This window comes from Flavobacterium notoginsengisoli (assembly GCF_042686225.1).
In the GTDB taxonomy this organism is placed as follows: Bacteria; Bacteroidota; Bacteroidia; order Flavobacteriales; family Flavobacteriaceae; genus Flavobacterium; species Flavobacterium notoginsengisoli.
Window position 1 is genome coordinate 345,820 of the sequence record NZ_JBHUOT010000004.1, and the last position, 17,832, is coordinate 363,651.

General features: G+C 34.0%; 14 protein-coding genes and 1 other RNA gene. 6 read left to right on the plus strand and 9 right to left on the minus strand.

Going from position 1 to position 17,832, the window contains the following annotated elements; all coding sequences use genetic code 11:
* Positions 1-5: 5 nt before the first annotated feature.
* The 3 genes from ACFS3A_RS11890 to ACFS3A_RS11900 form a co-directional block, all read right to left on the minus strand.
* The gene (locus tag ACFS3A_RS11890) at positions 6-1,004 is read right to left on the minus strand and encodes an aldo/keto reductase (RefSeq protein WP_379825720.1); all 999 of its coding nucleotides are present in this window, start codon (positions 1,002-1,004) and stop codon (positions 6-8) included.
* Positions 1,005-1,157: 153 nt separating this feature from the next.
* Positions 1,158-1,555: a transfer-messenger RNA gene (gene ssrA, locus ACFS3A_RS11895) on the minus strand.
* Positions 1,556-1,622: 67 nt separating this feature from the next.
* Positions 1,623-2,825 (minus strand): serine hydrolase domain-containing protein, encoded by a 1,203-nt coding sequence (locus ACFS3A_RS11900; RefSeq protein WP_379825722.1) that lies wholly within the window; start codon positions 2,823-2,825, stop codon positions 1,623-1,625.
* Between the two features lie 241 nt (positions 2,826-3,066).
* Between ACFS3A_RS11900 and ACFS3A_RS11905 the strand changes: the two genes are divergently transcribed.
* Positions 3,067-4,269: an NAD(P)-dependent oxidoreductase gene (locus ACFS3A_RS11905; RefSeq protein ID WP_379825724.1), complete on the plus strand. Its 1,203-nt coding sequence runs from the start codon at positions 3,067-3,069 to the stop codon at positions 4,267-4,269.
* A 165-nt stretch (positions 4,270-4,434) separates the two neighbouring features.
* Here ACFS3A_RS11905 and fumC read toward each other — a convergent pair whose 3' ends face one another.
* Positions 4,435-5,820 (minus strand): class II fumarate hydratase, encoded by a 1,386-nt coding sequence (gene fumC / locus ACFS3A_RS11910; RefSeq protein WP_379825726.1) that lies wholly within the window; start codon positions 5,818-5,820, stop codon positions 4,435-4,437.
* A 53-nt stretch (positions 5,821-5,873) separates the two neighbouring features.
* On the opposite strand from fumC, the gene ACFS3A_RS11915 reads away from it, so the two are divergent.
* Together ACFS3A_RS11915 and ACFS3A_RS11920 are read left to right on the plus strand one after the other, a co-directional pair.
* A complete protein-coding gene (locus ACFS3A_RS11915) occupies positions 5,874-6,026 on the plus strand; it encodes a hypothetical protein (RefSeq protein ID WP_379825728.1) in 153 nt (50 codons plus the stop codon).
* Positions 6,027-6,172: 146 nt separating this feature from the next.
* The gene (locus ACFS3A_RS11920) at positions 6,173-6,346 is read left to right on the plus strand and encodes a hypothetical protein (protein ID WP_026984685.1); all 174 of its coding nucleotides are present in this window, start codon (positions 6,173-6,175) and stop codon (positions 6,344-6,346) included.
* Positions 6,347-6,526: 180 nt separating this feature from the next.
* On the opposite strand, the gene ACFS3A_RS11925 is transcribed toward ACFS3A_RS11920, so the two are convergent.
* Together ACFS3A_RS11925 and arsC are read right to left on the minus strand one after the other, a co-directional pair.
* A complete protein-coding gene (locus tag ACFS3A_RS11925; protein WP_379825730.1) occupies positions 6,527-9,019 on the minus strand; it encodes a TonB-dependent receptor domain-containing protein in 2,493 nt (830 codons plus the stop codon).
* A gap of 91 nt (positions 9,020-9,110) precedes the next feature.
* On the minus strand, positions 9,111-9,455 hold the full coding sequence (arsC, locus tag ACFS3A_RS11930) for an arsenate reductase (glutaredoxin) (protein WP_379825731.1): 345 nt from the start codon (positions 9,453-9,455) through the stop codon (positions 9,111-9,113).
* 116 nt (positions 9,456-9,571) lie between these two features.
* On the opposite strand from arsC, the gene ACFS3A_RS11935 reads away from it, so the two are divergent.
* Entirely contained in the window at positions 9,572-10,501 is a 930-nt protein-coding gene (locus ACFS3A_RS11935) for a CPBP family intramembrane glutamic endopeptidase (RefSeq protein ID WP_379825733.1), read from the plus strand.
* Positions 10,502-10,507: 6 nt separating this feature from the next.
* The gene (locus tag ACFS3A_RS11940) at positions 10,508-11,551 is read left to right on the plus strand and encodes an AMP-binding protein (RefSeq protein WP_379825736.1); all 1,044 of its coding nucleotides are present in this window, start codon (positions 10,508-10,510) and stop codon (positions 11,549-11,551) included.
* Positions 11,552-11,680: 129 nt separating this feature from the next.
* On the opposite strand, the gene ACFS3A_RS11945 is transcribed toward ACFS3A_RS11940, so the two are convergent.
* The 3 genes from ACFS3A_RS11945 to ACFS3A_RS11955 all read right to left on the minus strand — a co-directional run bounded on the left by ACFS3A_RS11945 (position 11,681) and on the right by ACFS3A_RS11955 (position 16,474).
* A complete protein-coding gene (locus ACFS3A_RS11945) occupies positions 11,681-12,895 on the minus strand; it encodes an RsmB/NOP family class I SAM-dependent RNA methyltransferase (protein WP_379825737.1) in 1,215 nt (404 codons plus the stop codon).
* A 133-nt stretch (positions 12,896-13,028) separates the two neighbouring features.
* Entirely contained in the window at positions 13,029-15,008 is a 1,980-nt protein-coding gene (locus tag ACFS3A_RS11950) for a KUP/HAK/KT family potassium transporter (RefSeq protein WP_379825739.1), read from the minus strand.
* Between the two features lie 131 nt (positions 15,009-15,139).
* Positions 15,140-16,474 carry a hypothetical protein gene (locus tag ACFS3A_RS11955; protein ID WP_379825740.1) on the minus strand — a complete coding sequence of 445 codons (1,335 nt, stop codon included), beginning with the start codon at positions 16,472-16,474 and terminating at the stop codon, positions 15,140-15,142.
* A 238-nt stretch (positions 16,475-16,712) separates the two neighbouring features.
* Between ACFS3A_RS11955 and ACFS3A_RS11960 the strand changes: the two genes are divergently transcribed.
* Complete coding sequence (locus tag ACFS3A_RS11960; RefSeq protein ID WP_379825741.1) at positions 16,713-17,774, plus strand: WD40/YVTN/BNR-like repeat-containing protein; 1,062 nt, start codon at positions 16,713-16,715, stop codon at positions 17,772-17,774.
* The last annotated feature ends 58 nt before the right edge of the window (positions 17,775-17,832 follow it).

Below are 17,832 nucleotides of genomic sequence, written 5' to 3' on the forward strand. Positions count from 1 at the left end.
TAAGTTTAATCTAGTAACCCCATACTGAATTCATCGTACGGAGCTCCGGTATCTGTGCCTAAAGGTACGATACTTTCCAGTTTTAAAAGTTCATCCTGGCTCAATTCTATATTTGCGGAGGATATATTCTGTTCCACATATTTTCTACGTTTGGTTCCAGGAATAGGTACAATTCCTTTGCTGATGATCCATGCCAATGCCAGCTGAGAAGAAGTTACCTTTTTTTCTTCAGCCATTATTTCAATTGCTTTTACCAGATCAATATTTTTATGGAAATAATTTTCCTGAAAGCGTGGAATTGCTCTGCGGAAATCATTTTCAGGCAGATCATCGATTGAACGGATTTGTCCGGATAAAAATCCGCGTCCTAGTGGAGAATAGGCCACAAAACCGATTCCCAATTCTTCGAGTGTTTTTAATACCCCTCTTTCTTCTACAGTTCTTTCAAATAAAGAATATTCACTTTGAACAGCTGTGATTGGATGAACAAGGTGCGCTTTTTTAATAGTTTCAGAAGATACTTCCGAAAGTCCGATGTATTTAACTTTGCCTTCTTTCACAAGATCGCTCATAGCATCAACCGTTTCTTCTATAGGGGTGTTTTTGTCCAAACGGTGCATGTAATAAAGATCAATGTAATCGGTATTCAGGTTTTTTAGCGAACGTTCTACTGCTTTTTTGATGTATTTTTTACTTGCGTTTATAGCCCATGTAACTTTTCCGCTGTCATCGATTTCCCAGCCGAATTTTGTAGCCAGAATATACTTATCACGTTCTTTACCAATAGCTTTTGCTATAAGCTGTTCGTTTTTTAAAGGGCCGTACAAATCTGCTGTATCCAGAAAATTACCACCGAGTTCAAGTGAACGATGAATGGTGTGGATTGCTTCTTTTTCATCTGCAGGGCCATACATATTTCCTTCTTCAAAACCCGTCATTCCCATACACCCTAAACCTATTGGAGGAATAATTAATCCCTGATTGCCTAATTTAATCTGTTTCATCTTTTCTAATTTTTGTTGCATACAAATTTCGAAAGAAAGGAAATGAGAAGAGGTTTGCAGATTACGGTAAGTTGTATTCGAATTACTGATAAATGTTTTTATATGAGTTTTAAATAAAAAAAAGGCAGAAAAACATATTGTTTCTCTGCCTTTTTGTGGAGTCGCCGGGAATCGAACCCGGGTCCAAACAAGCAACTAAAGAGCTTTCTACACGCTTATTTCCTGATTAGATTTTCGATGTTAAGCTAGGCCAGAAACAGCCACCGAACACTTATCTTCTTAATTTTCGAAACCCACCCGAAGCTCATGGATATCTAGGTTTATTTTTACGGTTCCCCTGAACGGAACGCCACAAACCAAGGCTTTCCAGGAGAATCCAGCTTCTCTACCTTGTAGAGACGTGGCGCAATCTTACTATGATTCGGATTAAGCAGCTAAAGCGTAATTATTTTCGCCGTGTAAAAGTTTGAGATCTTATATTTACGAGCAAGGTCTCAATGCTCGACGTGCTTACTGTTCAATTCGACTTGCTGTCAAAACCAGTCGACCCCAAAAAATAAGTCTGCAAATTTAGAGTATTTGAAATTACTTTCTGCTAAAATTTTCAGAAAAATTTTGTTATTCTTCGTCTTTAAAATTAAAAGGATAATCGCCAAAGATTGGAGCCAGTTTACGAACTGCATAAGTGTTTCTGGTCATTTTGTTAGAAAGTGCAATTATGGTAACACCTTCGTTCATTAAAGTGATATAAGATGAAGTGTTTCCGTGCCACCAGCCGTTATGAAAATAGAAATTTTGTCCCGTTTCCCAATTGATCATTCGGATTCCTAAACCGTAATTTTTAGTTCCTTTTCTTTCGTTGCTATAACCAGTATAGACTTGTTTCAGTAATTCAGGTTTTAAAAAGTCCGGAGATTGTCTTGCACGGTCAAATTTTAAAAGATCTCGTGCTGTAGAAAATACATTTTTATCTCCGTATACATTATCCAAATAGTCAAAACCAATTTCTACACCGTTTCCTTTATAAGAAGGAACAATTTTTTTGCGGTCTTTGTCATCATCAAAAACATAAGTGTTTTTCATACCCAAAGGTTTGAAAATCATTTCCGCCATAGCATTCTTATAACTCAATCCTGTAATTTTTTCGATAATAAGCGCCAGCATAGCATAATTGGTATTGCAGTAACTGAAACGTGTTCCGGTTCTGGATTCTAAACCAATGTCTTTTGTCGCTAAAATATCTAAAATATCTTTATTTGTCAATTGGTTATGGCGATCCCAAATAGATTTATCTCTATCTGTAAAATAAGCATAATTACGCATTCCTGTACGGTGACTTAAAAGCATTCTGATTGTACATTCTTCGTATGGGAATGTTTTTAAAATAGTATTGACTTTTTGGTCTAACTCAATTTTACCTGCATTAACCAGTTTTAAAATAGCCGTTGCTGTCAGGACTTTACTTACTGAAGCAATCTGTACAGGTGTTTCGGGTGTTATTTTAGTGCCTTCATTTTTATTAGCAAAACCATTATAGCGTTCAAAAAGTATCTGACCATTTTTGGCAACTAAGAAGCTCCCATTCATGTTATTATTTGGCCAGTTTTTATTGTAAAAGTGATTTATTCTTCCAACGACCGAGTTTTTATAGGCTTGAGAAACTTTAGGTTCTGCGCCTAACGGCTTCATTTTGGGTAAGGTATCTTCGACTGTATTGGTAGTAACTGTATCTGTTTTTTTGTTTTGACCACAAGAACTTAAAACTAGTACAGAGAAAAGTATTTGTGGTATCTTTGTTTTTTTAAGGAAAATCATTTGCATCGTTCTTTAAAAACAAATATATCGAATTCAATTTTGTTGTTTTCTCAATTCTGAGGCTTTAATTTGTGTTTTTTAACTTTTTTTTAAGAATTGTAAAATACAGTTGTTTGTTTTTCAGCTTTTAACGGTTTTGAAACATTTTAAATAGAATTTTAGAAACAAAATTTTAACTAAATTTGTTATATTTGAAACAAATATATTGTAAAAAGTTATATTATTAAATGTCTAAAATCAGTTTTAAATGAAATTTGGAATCATAAAAGAAAGAAAAAATCCGCCGGATAGAAGAGTTGTATTTTCTCCAAATGAATTAACAAAATTAAAGCAGCTTTATCATGAAGCAGCTGTAAAAGTGGAAAGTTCTGATATTAGAATTTTTTCTGATGATGATTATAAAAATATGGGAATTACAGTCGCAGAAGATGTCTCAGATTGTGATGTTTTATTTGGCGTAAAAGAAGTTCCTGTCGAAAATTTGATTCCAAACAAAGCTTATTTCTTTTTCTCTCATACGATTAAAAAACAGCCTCATAATAGAAAATTACTTCAGGCAGTTTTAGAGAAAAAAATCGATTTGTACGATCATGAAACTATTGTGGATGAGCATGATCGAAGATTAATTGGTTTTGGAAGATATGCTGGAATGGTTGGCGTTTACAACGGGATTCGAGCATTTGGAATTAAATTCGAATTATTTAAACTACCTAAAGCAGAAACACTTTCTGGAAAAGAAGATTTAATAAAGCATTTAAAACGCATTACAATGCCGGCTTTAAAATTTGTGATTACAGGAACCGGAAAGGTTGGGAGCGGAGCAAAAGAAATTTTGGACGCCATAAAAGTAAAAGAAATTACAGTAGATAATTATTTGACTAAAACTTATGCGCAGGCAGTTTATGTGCAGCTTGATGTTTTAGAATACAATAAAAGAAAAGATGGTCAGGTTTTGGATTTTAATGATTTTGTACAACATCCGGAAGAATATGAATCTGATTTTGAAAGATTCACGAAAGTTTCTGATATCTATTTTGCAGGACATTTTTATGCCAGTAATGCACCGATGATTTTGACTAAACAAATGCTAAATGCAAGTGATTGTAAACTTAAAGTTGTAGCTGATATTTCTTGCGACGTAAATGGCCCGATCGCGTCTACAGTTCGTTCGTCCACAATTGCTGAGCCTTTATACGGTTATTTTCCGTTAGAAGATAGGGAAGTAGACTTCTTTCATCCTGCGGCAGTAGCAGTTATGGCGGTAGATAATCTGCCTTGCGAAATTCCAAAAGATGCAAGTGAAGGTTTTGGCGAACAATTTATGGAGTACGTAATTCCTGCTTTCTTCAACGGAGATAAAGACGGTATCTTAAAACGTGCTAAAATAACAGAAAACGGAAAACTAACAGAACGATTCAGCTATTTGCAGGATTATGTTGATGGGAAATAGATTTTTTGTTTCAAGTTTCAAGTTTCAGGTCTGAAGTTATTAAAAAAGGGAAAAACTTTTAAAAGTTTTTCCCTTTTTTAATTAATAAGTTCATTTTTATACGTTCAGTATTTCAACTTGAAACTTGAAACTTGAAACTTGAAACTTGAAACTTGAAACAAAAAACTAAACCATATCCTCTGGCTTCACCCAGGCATCAAAATCTTCCGGCGTTACGTAGCCTAAACGAACAGCTTCTTCTTTTAGAGTAGTTCCGTTTTTGTGTGCGGTTTGTGCGATTTCGGCAGCTTTGTAATATCCTATTTTAGTATTTAAAGCCGTAACCAGCATTAGTGAATTATCAACCAATTCTTTGATTCGTTTGTGATTAGGCTCAATCCCCTGCGCGCAATGTTCGTCGAAAGAAACACACGCATCACCTAATAATTGTGCCGATTGTAAAAAGTTAGCCGCCATTACAGGTTTAAAAACATTCAGTTCGTAATGTCCCTGCATCCCGCCAACAGCAATTGCCATATCGTTTCCAATTACTTGAGCGCAAACCATGGTTAGAGCTTCACATTGTGTTGGGTTTACTTTTCCTGGCATGATAGAAGAACCGGGTTCGTTTTCGGGAATATGAATTTCTCCAATTCCAGAACGAGGTCCTGAAGCAAGCATTCTAACATCATTTGCAATTTTGTTTAGAGAAACGGCTAATTGTTTTAAAGCACCATGAGTTTCCACAATTGCATCGTGAGCGGCTAAAGCTTCAAATTTATTTTCGGCAGTTATAAAAGGGTGTTTGGTAAACTCTGCGATGTATTGAGCAACTTTTACGTCGTAGCCTTTAGGAGTATTAAGGCCGGTTCCAACCGCCGTTCCGCCTAAAGCAATTTCGGCTAAATGTGCTAAAGTGTTTTTTAATGCTTTTAATCCGAAAGCTAATTGAGCAGCGTAACCTGAAATTTCTTGACCTAAAGTAAGAGGAGTTGCATCCATTAAATGCGTACGGCCTATTTTTACAACATCTTTGTATTCGGACGCTTTTTTTGCTAAAGTAGCGTGTAGTTTTTCTACTCCCGGAATTGTAGTTTCAACAACCATTTTATAAGTAGCAATGTGCATTCCGGTTGGGAAAGTATCGTTTGATGATTGTGATTTGTTAACATCATCATTTGCTTTGATGAATTGCTCCCCTTCGCCAATTTCAAAACCTTTTAAAACCTGAGCGCGATTAGCAATAACTTCATTTACGTTCATGTTGCTTTGTGTTCCTGAGCCAGTCTGCCAGATTACTAATGGAAACTGGTCGTCTAGTTTTCCTTCCAGAATTTCGTCGCAGACAGCAGCAATAGCATCTCTTTTTTCGATTGGTAAAACACCTAAATCATAATTGGCATAAGCAGCAGCTTTTTTTAGATAAGCAAAACCTTCTATAATTTCTTTAGGCATCGAAGCCGATGGTCCTATTTTGAAATTGTTTCTGGAACGTTCTGTTTGTGCACCCCAATATTTATCGGCTGGGACCTGAACTTCGCCCATGGTGTCTTTTTCTATTCTGTATTTCATTTTGTTGTAAAATATGTTGTTTGTAAAATGTATTCTATAATGTAAAACTTCTTTTGAAACTGAATGCTTTAGCCCTGATGGGAGCGGCATTTTCCGATATAGAAAAACAAGACTTTTTAGCCGTAGTTTTTGTTTATCGGGAATACAGCAGACAGCAGGAATTAGCTCCTATAAAACAGTATTATTTTAAAGAACTCTTTGTTTAAAGGGGCTCATGTTCAAAAAAAAACCTTATTTAAAATGAGTATAAATATACGTATAAATGTTATTTAACGAAAATTGATTTAGTTTTTATTGCTGAGAAAAAATATATACGCTACATTTGTCGTAACATTCAAAAATTCCGGAAAACATGTTTGAATTTTCACAGTATTTAGGCTTTTTACTTTTCTTAACCATCCTAACTATAGGGTTTTGGTTAATGTTTTTCTTAGTTGGTTTCGTATCTTACTGGGTTACGGGTGCTAGCTGGGAAATGTTCAAAGAAAAGAGAGCTAAAAAAAGACAAGAAGAACAATCTATTTAATTTTAGATTGATGTCATAAGAAAAGAACCCTTTTGGGTTCTTTTTTTGTTTCAAAAAAAAAATCCAATACTGAAATTCCAAATTCCAAATTCCAATCTTGCCGGGTAAATTCTAAAAAAAAATTCCAAATCCCAATTGTAAAGTTGGAATTTGGAATTTCAGTATTGGAATTAAAAAAAATTATCCAGGAAATTCTCCGCCGCCATCACCGCCGCCATCATTGTTTTTAGGCATGTTTTTATCTCTTTCACCTTTTGGTTTGTTGAAACGGTAAGTAAATGATAAATTAAATTGACGTTTACGGAATTGGAATTCACTATATGAGGTTACATTGTCTAAATAGGTGTCTGATCTCATTTTTCTGGAATTGAAGATATCACTAATATTGAAAGCAATTGTTGCTTTGTCTTTCATAACATCTTTACTTAAAGCGGTATTCATTCCGAATTGACCTAAGTTTTTACCCTGAGCTGTTTTTTGCTCTCCATTATACATTGCTGTCAATTGCCAGTCAATTTTGTATGGAAGCGTTACTTTAGAGTTTACTCTCGCAAACCAGGAATTAGCCTGATTATCTAAATCCTGAACAATTATATTTCCTCGTGTATCTGTGTAACTGTTTTCTCCAGTTGTTTTTACATTAAAGAAGTTAAAGTTACTGTTCAGTTTCCACCATTTGTATGGTGTGTAATTGAAAGTAAATTCGAAACCAAATTTTTGTTCCCTTCCTAAGTTAATAGGAGAACTTTTAATTACGGGAGTACCTTCAACTGTCTCGCCTGGCGCAGGAGTTACCACTTCACCATCAGGAGTTACTACATCACCGGTAGGAGATCTTACAAAGCTGAAAACGTCTTTTGTGTTTTCAAAATAAGCAGAAGTATTAAAAGTTACTTTGTCCCATTTTTTGATATAACCAATATCATATTTGTCTGTTAAAGAAGGATCTAAATCCGGATTTCCCTGAAAGATATTAATGTTACTGGCATAGTTTACAGCAGGATTCATAAAACGCCCTCTTGGTCTGGATAAACGTTTACTGTAACTTGCCGAGAAGTTACTCTGATCTGAGATTTCGTAACTAATAAAAGCACTTGGAAATAAGTTGTTGTATTTTTTAGTATTGAAATCGCTGTTGTCTAATAAGTTAACTTTGATGTTTGTGTCTTCCCATCTTAAACCAAATAAATAAGAAAATTTATTTACTTTAAAACCATACTGTGTGTAAAGTGCATTAATGTTTTCTTTGTATTCTAATGTGTTTGATAAATTAGGATTTGGAACACCACTATTTGTAACATCATAAACATTGTTCAAATCGCCAAAACTACCTTTATATCCGGCTTCAAACTGACCTCCTTTACCTAATGGTAAGACATAATCTGCCTGAAATAAAACTTGTTTTTGTATTTGATTATTTAATGTAGTATCAAAGTTTGGCGAATCTGTAATAGTACTATTGCTGTCATCTGTATTTCTGGAAATAGAAAAATCAGCAGTAAGTTTATGTCCTTTGTCGTTGAAATTTTTAATCAGGTTTGAAGTAAATTCAACATTTTCGCTTCCTGTATCTGCGTTGTTTAAACGATACGTTGTTCCTGTGAAATTATGAGCAGCATCATAATTATAATAATTGATCAAATCGCGATCGTCACCAGTATTTTTTTGATAATTAATGGCATTTGTCCAGAAAGTTGTCGGGGTAAGTGTCCATTCAACTCCGGCTCTTCCATTAAATCCGTTTCTAACACGTTTAGTATCACGAGTTTCGTCTAAGAAACTCTTGGTTACCTCATTGTCATCAAAATACTCAGAGTTTGTTTTTCCGGCTCCTTCAGTTGTTCTGTAGTTGTATCCGGCTGTTGTGAAGTAGTTTAATTTTTCTGTTTTGTAATTCACATTAGCACTTAAACCATAAGTTTCCGGCAGACCTGTTGAAGCGATTAAAGTTCCGTTAAATCCTTGGTTTTTACCTTTTTTAAGGATAATATTGATGATTCCTGATCCACCTTCAGCATCGTAACGGGCAGACGGATTGGTAATTACTTCTACTTTATCAATTGCATCGGCAGGAAGTTGTCGTAAGGCTTCAGCCATATTAATAGCCTGTGAAGGTCTTCCGTCTATTAAAATACGAATGTTGTCACTTCCTCTTAAACTTACATTTCCTTCCGTATCAACAGAAACAGATGGAACGTTATCAAGAACATCACTTACACTTCCTCCTTTTACAATCATATCCTGACCAACGTTGTAAACCTTTTTGTCTAATTTTATTTCGACAGTCGATTTTTCAGCACGAACCACAACTTCGTTTAATTGTGCAGCATCTTCGGATAGGTTAACTACACCAAGATTGGTATCGCCTGTAATGTTTTTTTGTTTGATTTCTGTTGATTTAAATGAAATAAATTCAACTTTAATATCATAAGTTCCAGGAGCAACTGCCACCTCAAATTCTCCCTTAGGATTGGTGATTCCGCCTGCAATAACTTTTGTGTCATTGGGTGCCATAATCGAAATTGTAGCATACTCTAATGGTTGTTTGCTTACTTTTTCGAAAACTTTTCCGGTGACTTTTACTTTGGGTTTGCCTCCGGGGCCTTGTTGTGAGTAATTGTAAAGACTTGTAAACAAGAATACAAGTAATACAGCAAATTTGATTTTCTTCATTTTTCTGGTTTCTTTTTCTCTTTAGACGGCAAATGTAGTTTTTGGTTTAAAGAGAGAACTCACAAAAAAATGTTAACAATCTATTTTAGAATCAATCTAAAAAAGAAGCGACCAAATCCGGGTCCCGGCCAATGATGGCTTTTCCATCTTTTACTACAATTGGACGTTCAATTAAAATAGGGTTTTCTATCATCGCAGTTATAATTTGATCGTTGCTTAATGTTTTTCCTTTAAAATTTTCAATCCAGATTTTTTCTTTGGTTCTTACTAATTGAAGAGGTTCAAGATTAAGCTGCTTTAATAAAACTTTTAATTCGTCAAACGACGGTGTTTCTGTTAAATAAGGGATAATTTCAAATTCCTGATTGGATTGTTCGATAAAAGCAAGGCAGTTTCTTGATTTTCCGCATCTCGGATTGTGGTAGATTTGTATCATTTTGTTATATTTAATCGTTTCAAATATTCGTAAAATAAAAAAGAGGTATTTTAGCAATATCAAATGTAAGGTTAACTTATCGAATTTGAATTCTCATTTTTTAAAATTTAAGATTTATGTTTTTAGAGCAAGGAATTAAACCTGAAAATAAGTTTTGGAAATACCTTTTAGGTTCAGTTTTTATAATTGCTGCCTCTTTTGTTGGGCAAATTCCACTTACAGCAGCTGTATTTTATAAAACAGTTGTTGAAAAAAAAGCTTTTCCAACTACAGATCAAGGTGTAATGAAAATGTTTGAGTCTAACACCACACTTTTCTTGGTTATGATTTCTTTTATTTTTGCCCTTGCCGGAATTTATTTTGTGGTAAAATATATTCATCATCAAACTTTATTGTCAGTCACGACTTCTAGATCAAAAGTAGATTGGAAAAGAATTAGTTTCTCTTTTTTTGTATGGACTATCTTTTCAGTGTTGAGTTTTTTGTTTGTATATCTAAAATCGCCTGAAAATTTTGTATTGAATTTTAAATTAATTCCTTTTTTGATTTTAGTGGTTTTAGGGACTATTTTAATTCCAGTTCAGACGAGCACTGAAGAATATGTTTTTAGAGGATATTTAATGCAGGGATTTGCTAATTTAGCACGTAACAGATGGTTTCCGCTTTTGATGACTTCGGTTATTTTTGGTTCGATGCACTGGGCAAATCCGGAGGTCGTAAAAATGGGAAATATCATCATGATATATTATATAGGAACGGGCTTGTTCTTAGGAATTATTACTTTAATGGATGAAGGGATGGAACTGGCACTTGGTTTTCATGCTGCTAATAATCTCGTTGGAGCATTATTAGTTACTTCAGACTGGTCAGTATTTCAAACGCATTCCATATTTAAAGATCTTTCGGAACCTTCGGCAGGGATTGATGTTATTTTGCCTGTTGTGGTTATTTATCCTATTTTACTTTTTATCTTTAGTAAAAAATACGGCTGGACCAACTGGAAAGAAAGATTAACAGGAGAAATTAACAATGTCGAAATAAAATAATATACGATGCAAAACTTGACTCAACACAAAGTTCATAATTATTTTAAACTAAACGGTTATCATTTAAACGCAAAAGATTTATGCCGAGCGGCTTATAGTTATGTGAAAGAAGGAGATGCTTACGAACAGTCAATTGGAGAATTCTTTTTAGATTGGTTTGATAAAAAAGATTATATCGAAATGACTACTTCGGGAACCACTGGTCTTCCTAAATTGGTTCGTTTAGAGAAACAGGCAATGATTCAGTCTGCTTTGGCAACGGGTGATTTTTTTGATTTAAAGCCGGGTGATAAAGCATTACTTTGTTTACCAACTCAGTTTATTGCCGGAAAAATGATGCTGGTACGTAGTTTAATTTTAGGATTAGAATTGGATGTCGTTTCGCCAAGTCTGCATCCGTTAGCATTAAATTCTACGACTTATGATTTTGTAGCAATGGTTCCGCTTCAGGTTCAAAACTCAATAAATGAACTTTCGAAAGTACGAAAGCTTATTATTGGTGGTGCAAAACTGGATTCTTCGCTGGAAGATAAACTTTTGCCGCTTAAAACAGAAATCTATGAAACGTACGGAATGACCGAAACTATAACGCATATCGCAGCCAAACGTTTGGGTGATTCTGTTTTTTCAATTTTGCCCAATGTGAAAATTTCGCAGGACGATCGTCAGTGTTTGGTTATTCATGTTTCGACAATTTCTGATGAACCAATTGTGACTAATGATTTGGTTGAATTGTTAAACGATCAGCAATTTATTTTTTTAGGAAGAATTGATAATGTAATTAATAGCGGAGGAGTGAAGCTTATTCCGGAACAGATTGAAGCGAAATTAATTGGAAAAATAAACAACAGATTTTTTGTTACCGGACTTCCTGATATCACTTTTGGGGAAAAACTGGTTTTAGTTATTGAAGGAGAAAAGCAAGAATTTGCTTCTGATTTCTTTGATGTTTTAGGAAAATATGAAAAACCAAAAGAGATTGTTTTTGTCTCAAAATTCAAAGAAAACGAGAACGGAAAGTTGTTGCGAAAACCTACTTTACAGGATTAAATCCCAATAACAATATTCTAAATTCCAAAATAAAAAATTCCAAATTCCAATCGTAAAAGTTGGAATTTGGAATTTTTAATATTAAGTGGTTCCAAAACAAATTGGAATTTGGAATTTCAGATTTGGAATTTACTTTTTTCTTTCCAAAAGTGCCATATAGAATCCATCAAAACCAGATTCTGAAGCCAGCATTTTACGGTCTTCGATAAAAGTAAATTGCTGTCCGATTTCTGTTTTCAGGAATTTTTCAACCTGCTCCTGATTTTCTGATGGCAAAACAGAACAAGTTGCGTAAACCAATTTTCCACCTGGTTTTACAATTTTAGAATAGCTTTCTAAAACTTCGCTCTGAACTTTACGAATGTTGTCGATAAATTCTGGTTGTAATTTCCATTTAGAATCTGGATTTCTTTTTAAAACTCCTAATCCGCTGCAAGGTGCATCAATCAAAACACGATCAGCTTTTTCGTGTAGTTTTTTAATCACTTTAGTGCTGTCAATAATACGGTATTCGATATTGAAAGCGCCGTTTCTTTTAGCTCTTAATTTTAGCTGTTTTAATTTACTTTCGTACAAATCCATTGCAATCAGCTGTCCTTTGTTTTCCATTAAAGAAGCCATGTGCAATGTTTTTCCTCCGGCACCAGCGCAAGTATCTACAACGCGCATTCCAGGTTTTACGTCTAGAAATCCTGCAACTAATTGTGAGTTGGCATCCTGAACTTCAAAAAGTCCTTGTTTAAAAGCATCTGTCAAAAACACATTAGCTCTTTCTTTTAAGACAAGAGCTTCCGGCTGATCTTTTAAATATTCTGTTTCAATATTCAAATCCATCAAAGTGTTTCGAAGACTTTCTTTAGTTCCTTTTAAAGTATTAGTTCTAAGAATAACTTTTGCAGGTTGATTCTGTGCAGTAATTTCTTTTGACCAGACTTTTTCACCTAATTCTTTTACACCCAATTCATCCATCCAGTCTGGAATAGATTCTTTAAGTGCTCGGTTTTTAGATAATTCGTCAAAACGGCCTTTTATTTTTCTTTCAGGAGTTCCTTCCAATTGTCTCCAATCAGGAATTGGATAACCGCGAAGAACAGCCCAAACGGCAAACATTCTCCATAAATTATCTCTGTCGTAAGGTTCTTTTACTTCTGCAATTTCGGCATATAATCTTTTCCAGCGAACAATTTCGTATATGGTTTCAGCAACAAACTTCCTGTCGGAACTTCCCCAACGTTTGTCTTTTTTTAATGCTCTGGCTACCACTTTATCTGCATATTCTCCTTCATTGAAGATTGCATTTAAAGAATCAATGGTAGTATAAACTAAATTTCTGTGTAATCTCATTTTATTAATTTGAAGTGCAAAGGTACTATTAATTGATTGAAAGTTAAATTTTTAATACTGAATCTTATTTCTGATTCTCATTAAAAGAAAAAACACTCTAATTTAGAGTGTTTTTTGAAATTATTGTTAAGCTTTAATCTTTAGAAATAATACGCGTTAATCCAATATTTTCAGGAGCATGAAGCACCATTGGGAATTTCTCTATTTTAACAGAGCTGCTGTCTAAACCAAAGGCTCTTTCTTCAGACAAACTCAGTTTTTTGATAAAGAAGTAAGAATTCATGATAATATTTTCATGCCATCTTAAATCATTATCGTTCGATAAGAATTTCTCAGATAATACAAATTTGAAGTCTCCAATAATATTGTTTTTGTTTAAAGATTCGTAGCGGCTGGTAATATCTACTTCTCCACGTTTTACCATGTCTTTAATAACCTCTCTAAACATCAAATTGATTTTGGTTGGTTCTCTAAAGCCTAAATTGAAATCAATTCTGTAAATATCATCTTTTGCAATTTCAGTTACTTTATATTGTGTTTTATAAGGTTCTGTTAAAATATTTACATGAACAAACCAATAAATGTCGGCTCTTTTTGGACGTTTTTGAAGAATAGAATAAATGATTTTTTCTTCCAATTCATCAACGCGATTAGCATTTGTCATGTAAACTAAATGCGTAGCATATTTCGGAATTGATAAGTCCTGGCTCAATTCTACTAAAACTTGTTTGTAATCGTCAACCTTAACCACTTTTGTATAGTTTTTGTTGATTTTCTTAGCTAAGTACCAAATAGTCATCACAGAAATTAGCATACTTGCAATAATTAAGGTTACATAACCACCTTCTGCAAATTTGGTAATATTGGCAATAAGGAAACTAAATTCAATTAATAAATAAATGGTAATTAATGGAACCATGAAATACAATTTTACACGTTTCATGATTAAGTAATAATTCAGTAAAATAGTGGTCATGATCATGCAAAGAATAATCGCAAGACCATAAGCATGCTCCATATTACCTGATTTTTCGAAGTGTAAAACAATTCCAACACAACCAAAAAACAATAACCAGTTAATCGATGGTATATACAATTGACCTTTTACCTCTGTAGGATATTTAATTTTTACTTTAGGCCAGAAGTTCAAACGCATTGCCTCATTAATCAAGGTAAATGAACCACTGATTAATGCCTGAGAGGCAATTACGGCAGCTAAAGTTGCTACTACAATTCCGAATGGTAAAAACCAATGTGGCATGATTAAGTAAAAAGGATTTCCATTTTCTCCCCCTAATTGCTGTAAAGTACTTCCTTCGTGGTGAATTAAATACGCAGCCTGTCCGAAATAGTTTAAAACTAATGTCGTTTTAACAAAAATCCAGCTGATTCTGATGTTTTTTCTCCCACAGTGTCCCATGTCAGAATATAAGGCTTCGGCTCCTGTAGTACATAAAAATACAAATCCAAGAACAAAGAATCCATCAGGATGTATAGATAATAAATGATATGCGTAGTATGGATTTATGGCTTTAATTACCTCCGGATAGTTCAATACCTGAATTGTTCCTAAAGTTCCCAACATAGCAAACCAGATTAACATCATTGGCGCAAAGAATTTGCCAACTAGTTTGGTTCCGAATTGCTGGATTGTAAATAAGATGAATAAAATTGTAATTACAATATATACAATGGTTTGGGTCTGCATTGTTGGATAGAATGCTCTAATTCCTTCTACAGCAGATGAAATCGAAATGGGGGGTGTAATAATTCCGTCAGCCAGCAGGGCACTTCCTCCAATAATGGCAGGCACAATAAGCCATTGAATTTTTGTTTTCTTGACTAATGCATAAAGTGCGAAAATTCCTCCTTCACCATGATTGTCTGCACTTAAAGTAATAAGTACGTATTTTATAGTAGTTTGTAATGTAAGCGTCCAGAATACGCAAGAAATACCTCCTAAAACAATATCGGCATTTATCGTGTGATCGCCCAAAATAGCCTTCATTACGTACAATGGAGAGGTTCCAATATCTCCATAAATAATCCCTAAAGTAATCAATAAACCCCCAATAGACAACTTACTATGTAAGTTTTTATGCGATGCGCTCATGTATATTTTTATAAAAGACGGTTGCAAATTTACTGTTTTAAAACAAATTAGCAGCCATTATAATTAAAAAGATAAAAAAAAGCACAATCGTAAAATTGTGCTTTTAAATTTAATTATAATTTAAAATATTATTAGCCTCTTCTTCCGTCACCACCTCTGGAGTTTGAGCCGCTTTCTCTTTGAGATTGTCCTCCACCACGAGATTCCTGACTTACTCTCGGGGATTCTGAACGTGGTTGACTTTGTGCTGGTCTAGCTGAATATTCTCTGTTAGAACTAGATCTGTTTTCAGAATTGCTTCTTGGCGCTTCAGCTCTTTGAATAGGAGCAGATTGTGTTGTATTTACTCTGTTTTGAGAATAACTTCTTGAATTCTCTGATCTTTGAGTAGACATTTCGCGATTAGAATTTACTCTGCCTTCTGAGTTTCCTCTTGAAGTCACTCCTGAATTATTGTTTCTTGATTCTGTTCTTGGAGTATTGTCAACTCTTGTAGCATTGTTTCCTCTGTTGGAATAGTCTCTATTTACGGTTCCTTCTGTGTTTCTATTCGCAGTTCTGTTAGTAGAGTTGTATGTTCCGTTGTTTCTGTCTACAGAAGTTCTGCCTGTTGTGTTTCTGTTTTCAGCATAATTTCTATTTGAAGTTCTGTTGTCAGAAGATATTGGTCTTGCTGTGTTTCCTCTATTAGTATTATAGCTGTTTCTGTTGGCTTCTCTAGATGAAACACGTCTTTGATCTAAATCATATCTGTTACTTACATTCGAATGTCTTTCAGCAAAACTGTAGTTTGGTCTCATTCTTTCGTATCCGTAAGTACGTCTTGTTTCATAAATTGCGGGAGCTCTGTAGCTTCTTCTCACATTTACATAATTGTAGCTATTGTGAACGTTAATGCAAACATTTACATTGTTTCTATATCTGTAAACTGGGTAAGGTCTCCAAGCGCTATAATAAGTTGGATAATAACCCCAATACCAAGTTGAATAATAAGGTCTGTAGTTGTTTACCCAAAACGAGGTGTAAATTACTGGAGCAACACTATAAACAGGCTCATAAATATAATTTGCTCCATATAAATAAGAGTTACCTACAATCTGTACACTTACTTTGTTGTAATTGTCTCTTTCTACATCAATTGTAGCAACGTCTTGGTAAACATCACGGTCTAAAACGGCTTGAATGATTACCACGTGAGTTCTATCTTCTACACTTTCGATTACACGAAGGTAATCTACTTCATCATCACCATTAAGATCAAGATTTGAAATTTGATATTTTGGATCGTTTAATCTTCTTTCAAAATCTTGAAGGTTTGCAGATTCTCCAAACATGGAAGCAACGGCTCTTAAATCTAAATTATCGCTTATATCTGAATTTTTTGCGTAAACCGTAGTTTGGTTTTGTGCGGCACAAGAACCAAAAACTAATGCTGAGATCGCTATTATAAGTAATTTCGTTTTCATGACTAAATCATATTAAATTGTTCGTATCTGGTAATATCCAATTACTATGCCATAAATTTATTTGTCATCTTTTGTCTGTGTAATGTGTTGTGTATTAATTGTTTGTTTTTTATTCTGTTTTTTTCTCTTATAGCCGGGAAGATAAAGGAGGCAGATTATTATTTCCTGAAAATAAACCAAACCTATTTGAGATATTATAAATAATCGTATTTTAGCGTTAACCAAATTTTAATTCCTTATGAAAAAACTAGTTTTATTTTGCAGTATTTTTATTTTATTGATGTCTTTTGGAACATTTAATTCTAAAACTAAAGTTGTTTTTAACAGCGGTTTTACATCAATGACTGTAGATACTTTGTTTAAAGATAAAATTAGCATTAGGGCCATTTTGGTTGATAAAAATAAAATTTGGTACGGAGCTGATAATTCTCGTTTTGGTTATTATGATTTAACTAAGAAAGAAAAATTTGAAGAACATATCTATCGTGATACTTTGAATTTAGAATTTAGAAGTATTGCACAGACTTCTAAAGATATTTTTCTGCTAAGTGTGGCTAACCCGGCATTACTATATTCGGTTTCAAAAAAAGACAATAAAGTTAAATTAGTGTATAAAGAAGTTAATCCAAAAGTGTTTTATGATAGTATGCAGTTTTGGAATGATAAAGAAGGAATTGCAATTGGTGATCCTACAGAAGACACTTTTTCTGTTATTGTAACTCGTGATGGAGGAGAAACCTGGACAAAATTATTGTCAGACAAATTGCCTACTAACTCAACAGGTGAAGCTGCTTTTGCTGCTAGTAATACCAATATTGTTATTAAAGGAAATGATACCTGGCTGGTTTCCGGTGGGAAAAAAGCTCGTGTTTTTTATTCTCCCGATAAAGCAAAAACATGGAAAGTAGTGGAAACTCCAATCGTTCAGGGAAAAGAAATGACAGGTATTTTTACAGCGGATTTTTACGATTCTAAACAAGGATTTATAGCAGGAGGCGATTATGAGCTTCCAAATAAAAAGAATGATAATAAAGCTTTTACAAAAGACGGTGGGAAAACCTGGGAATTAATCGGTCAGAATATGGGCTTTGGTTATGCTTCTTGTGTACAATATGTTCCGGGAGGAAACGGAAGAGAAATTATCTGTGTAGGATCTGAAGGGATACAATACTCTCAAAACGGAGGGGAAAACTGGATGCAATTGTCTACAGATTCAAAACTGTTTACCATTCGTTTTGTGAACAGAAATACTGCAATTGCTGCTGGACACAATAAAGTGGTTCGATTGAATTTTAAATAAAAAATAAGAACCCTGAATAATAAAGTAAGTATTATTATATAGGGTTCTTATCGCTGTT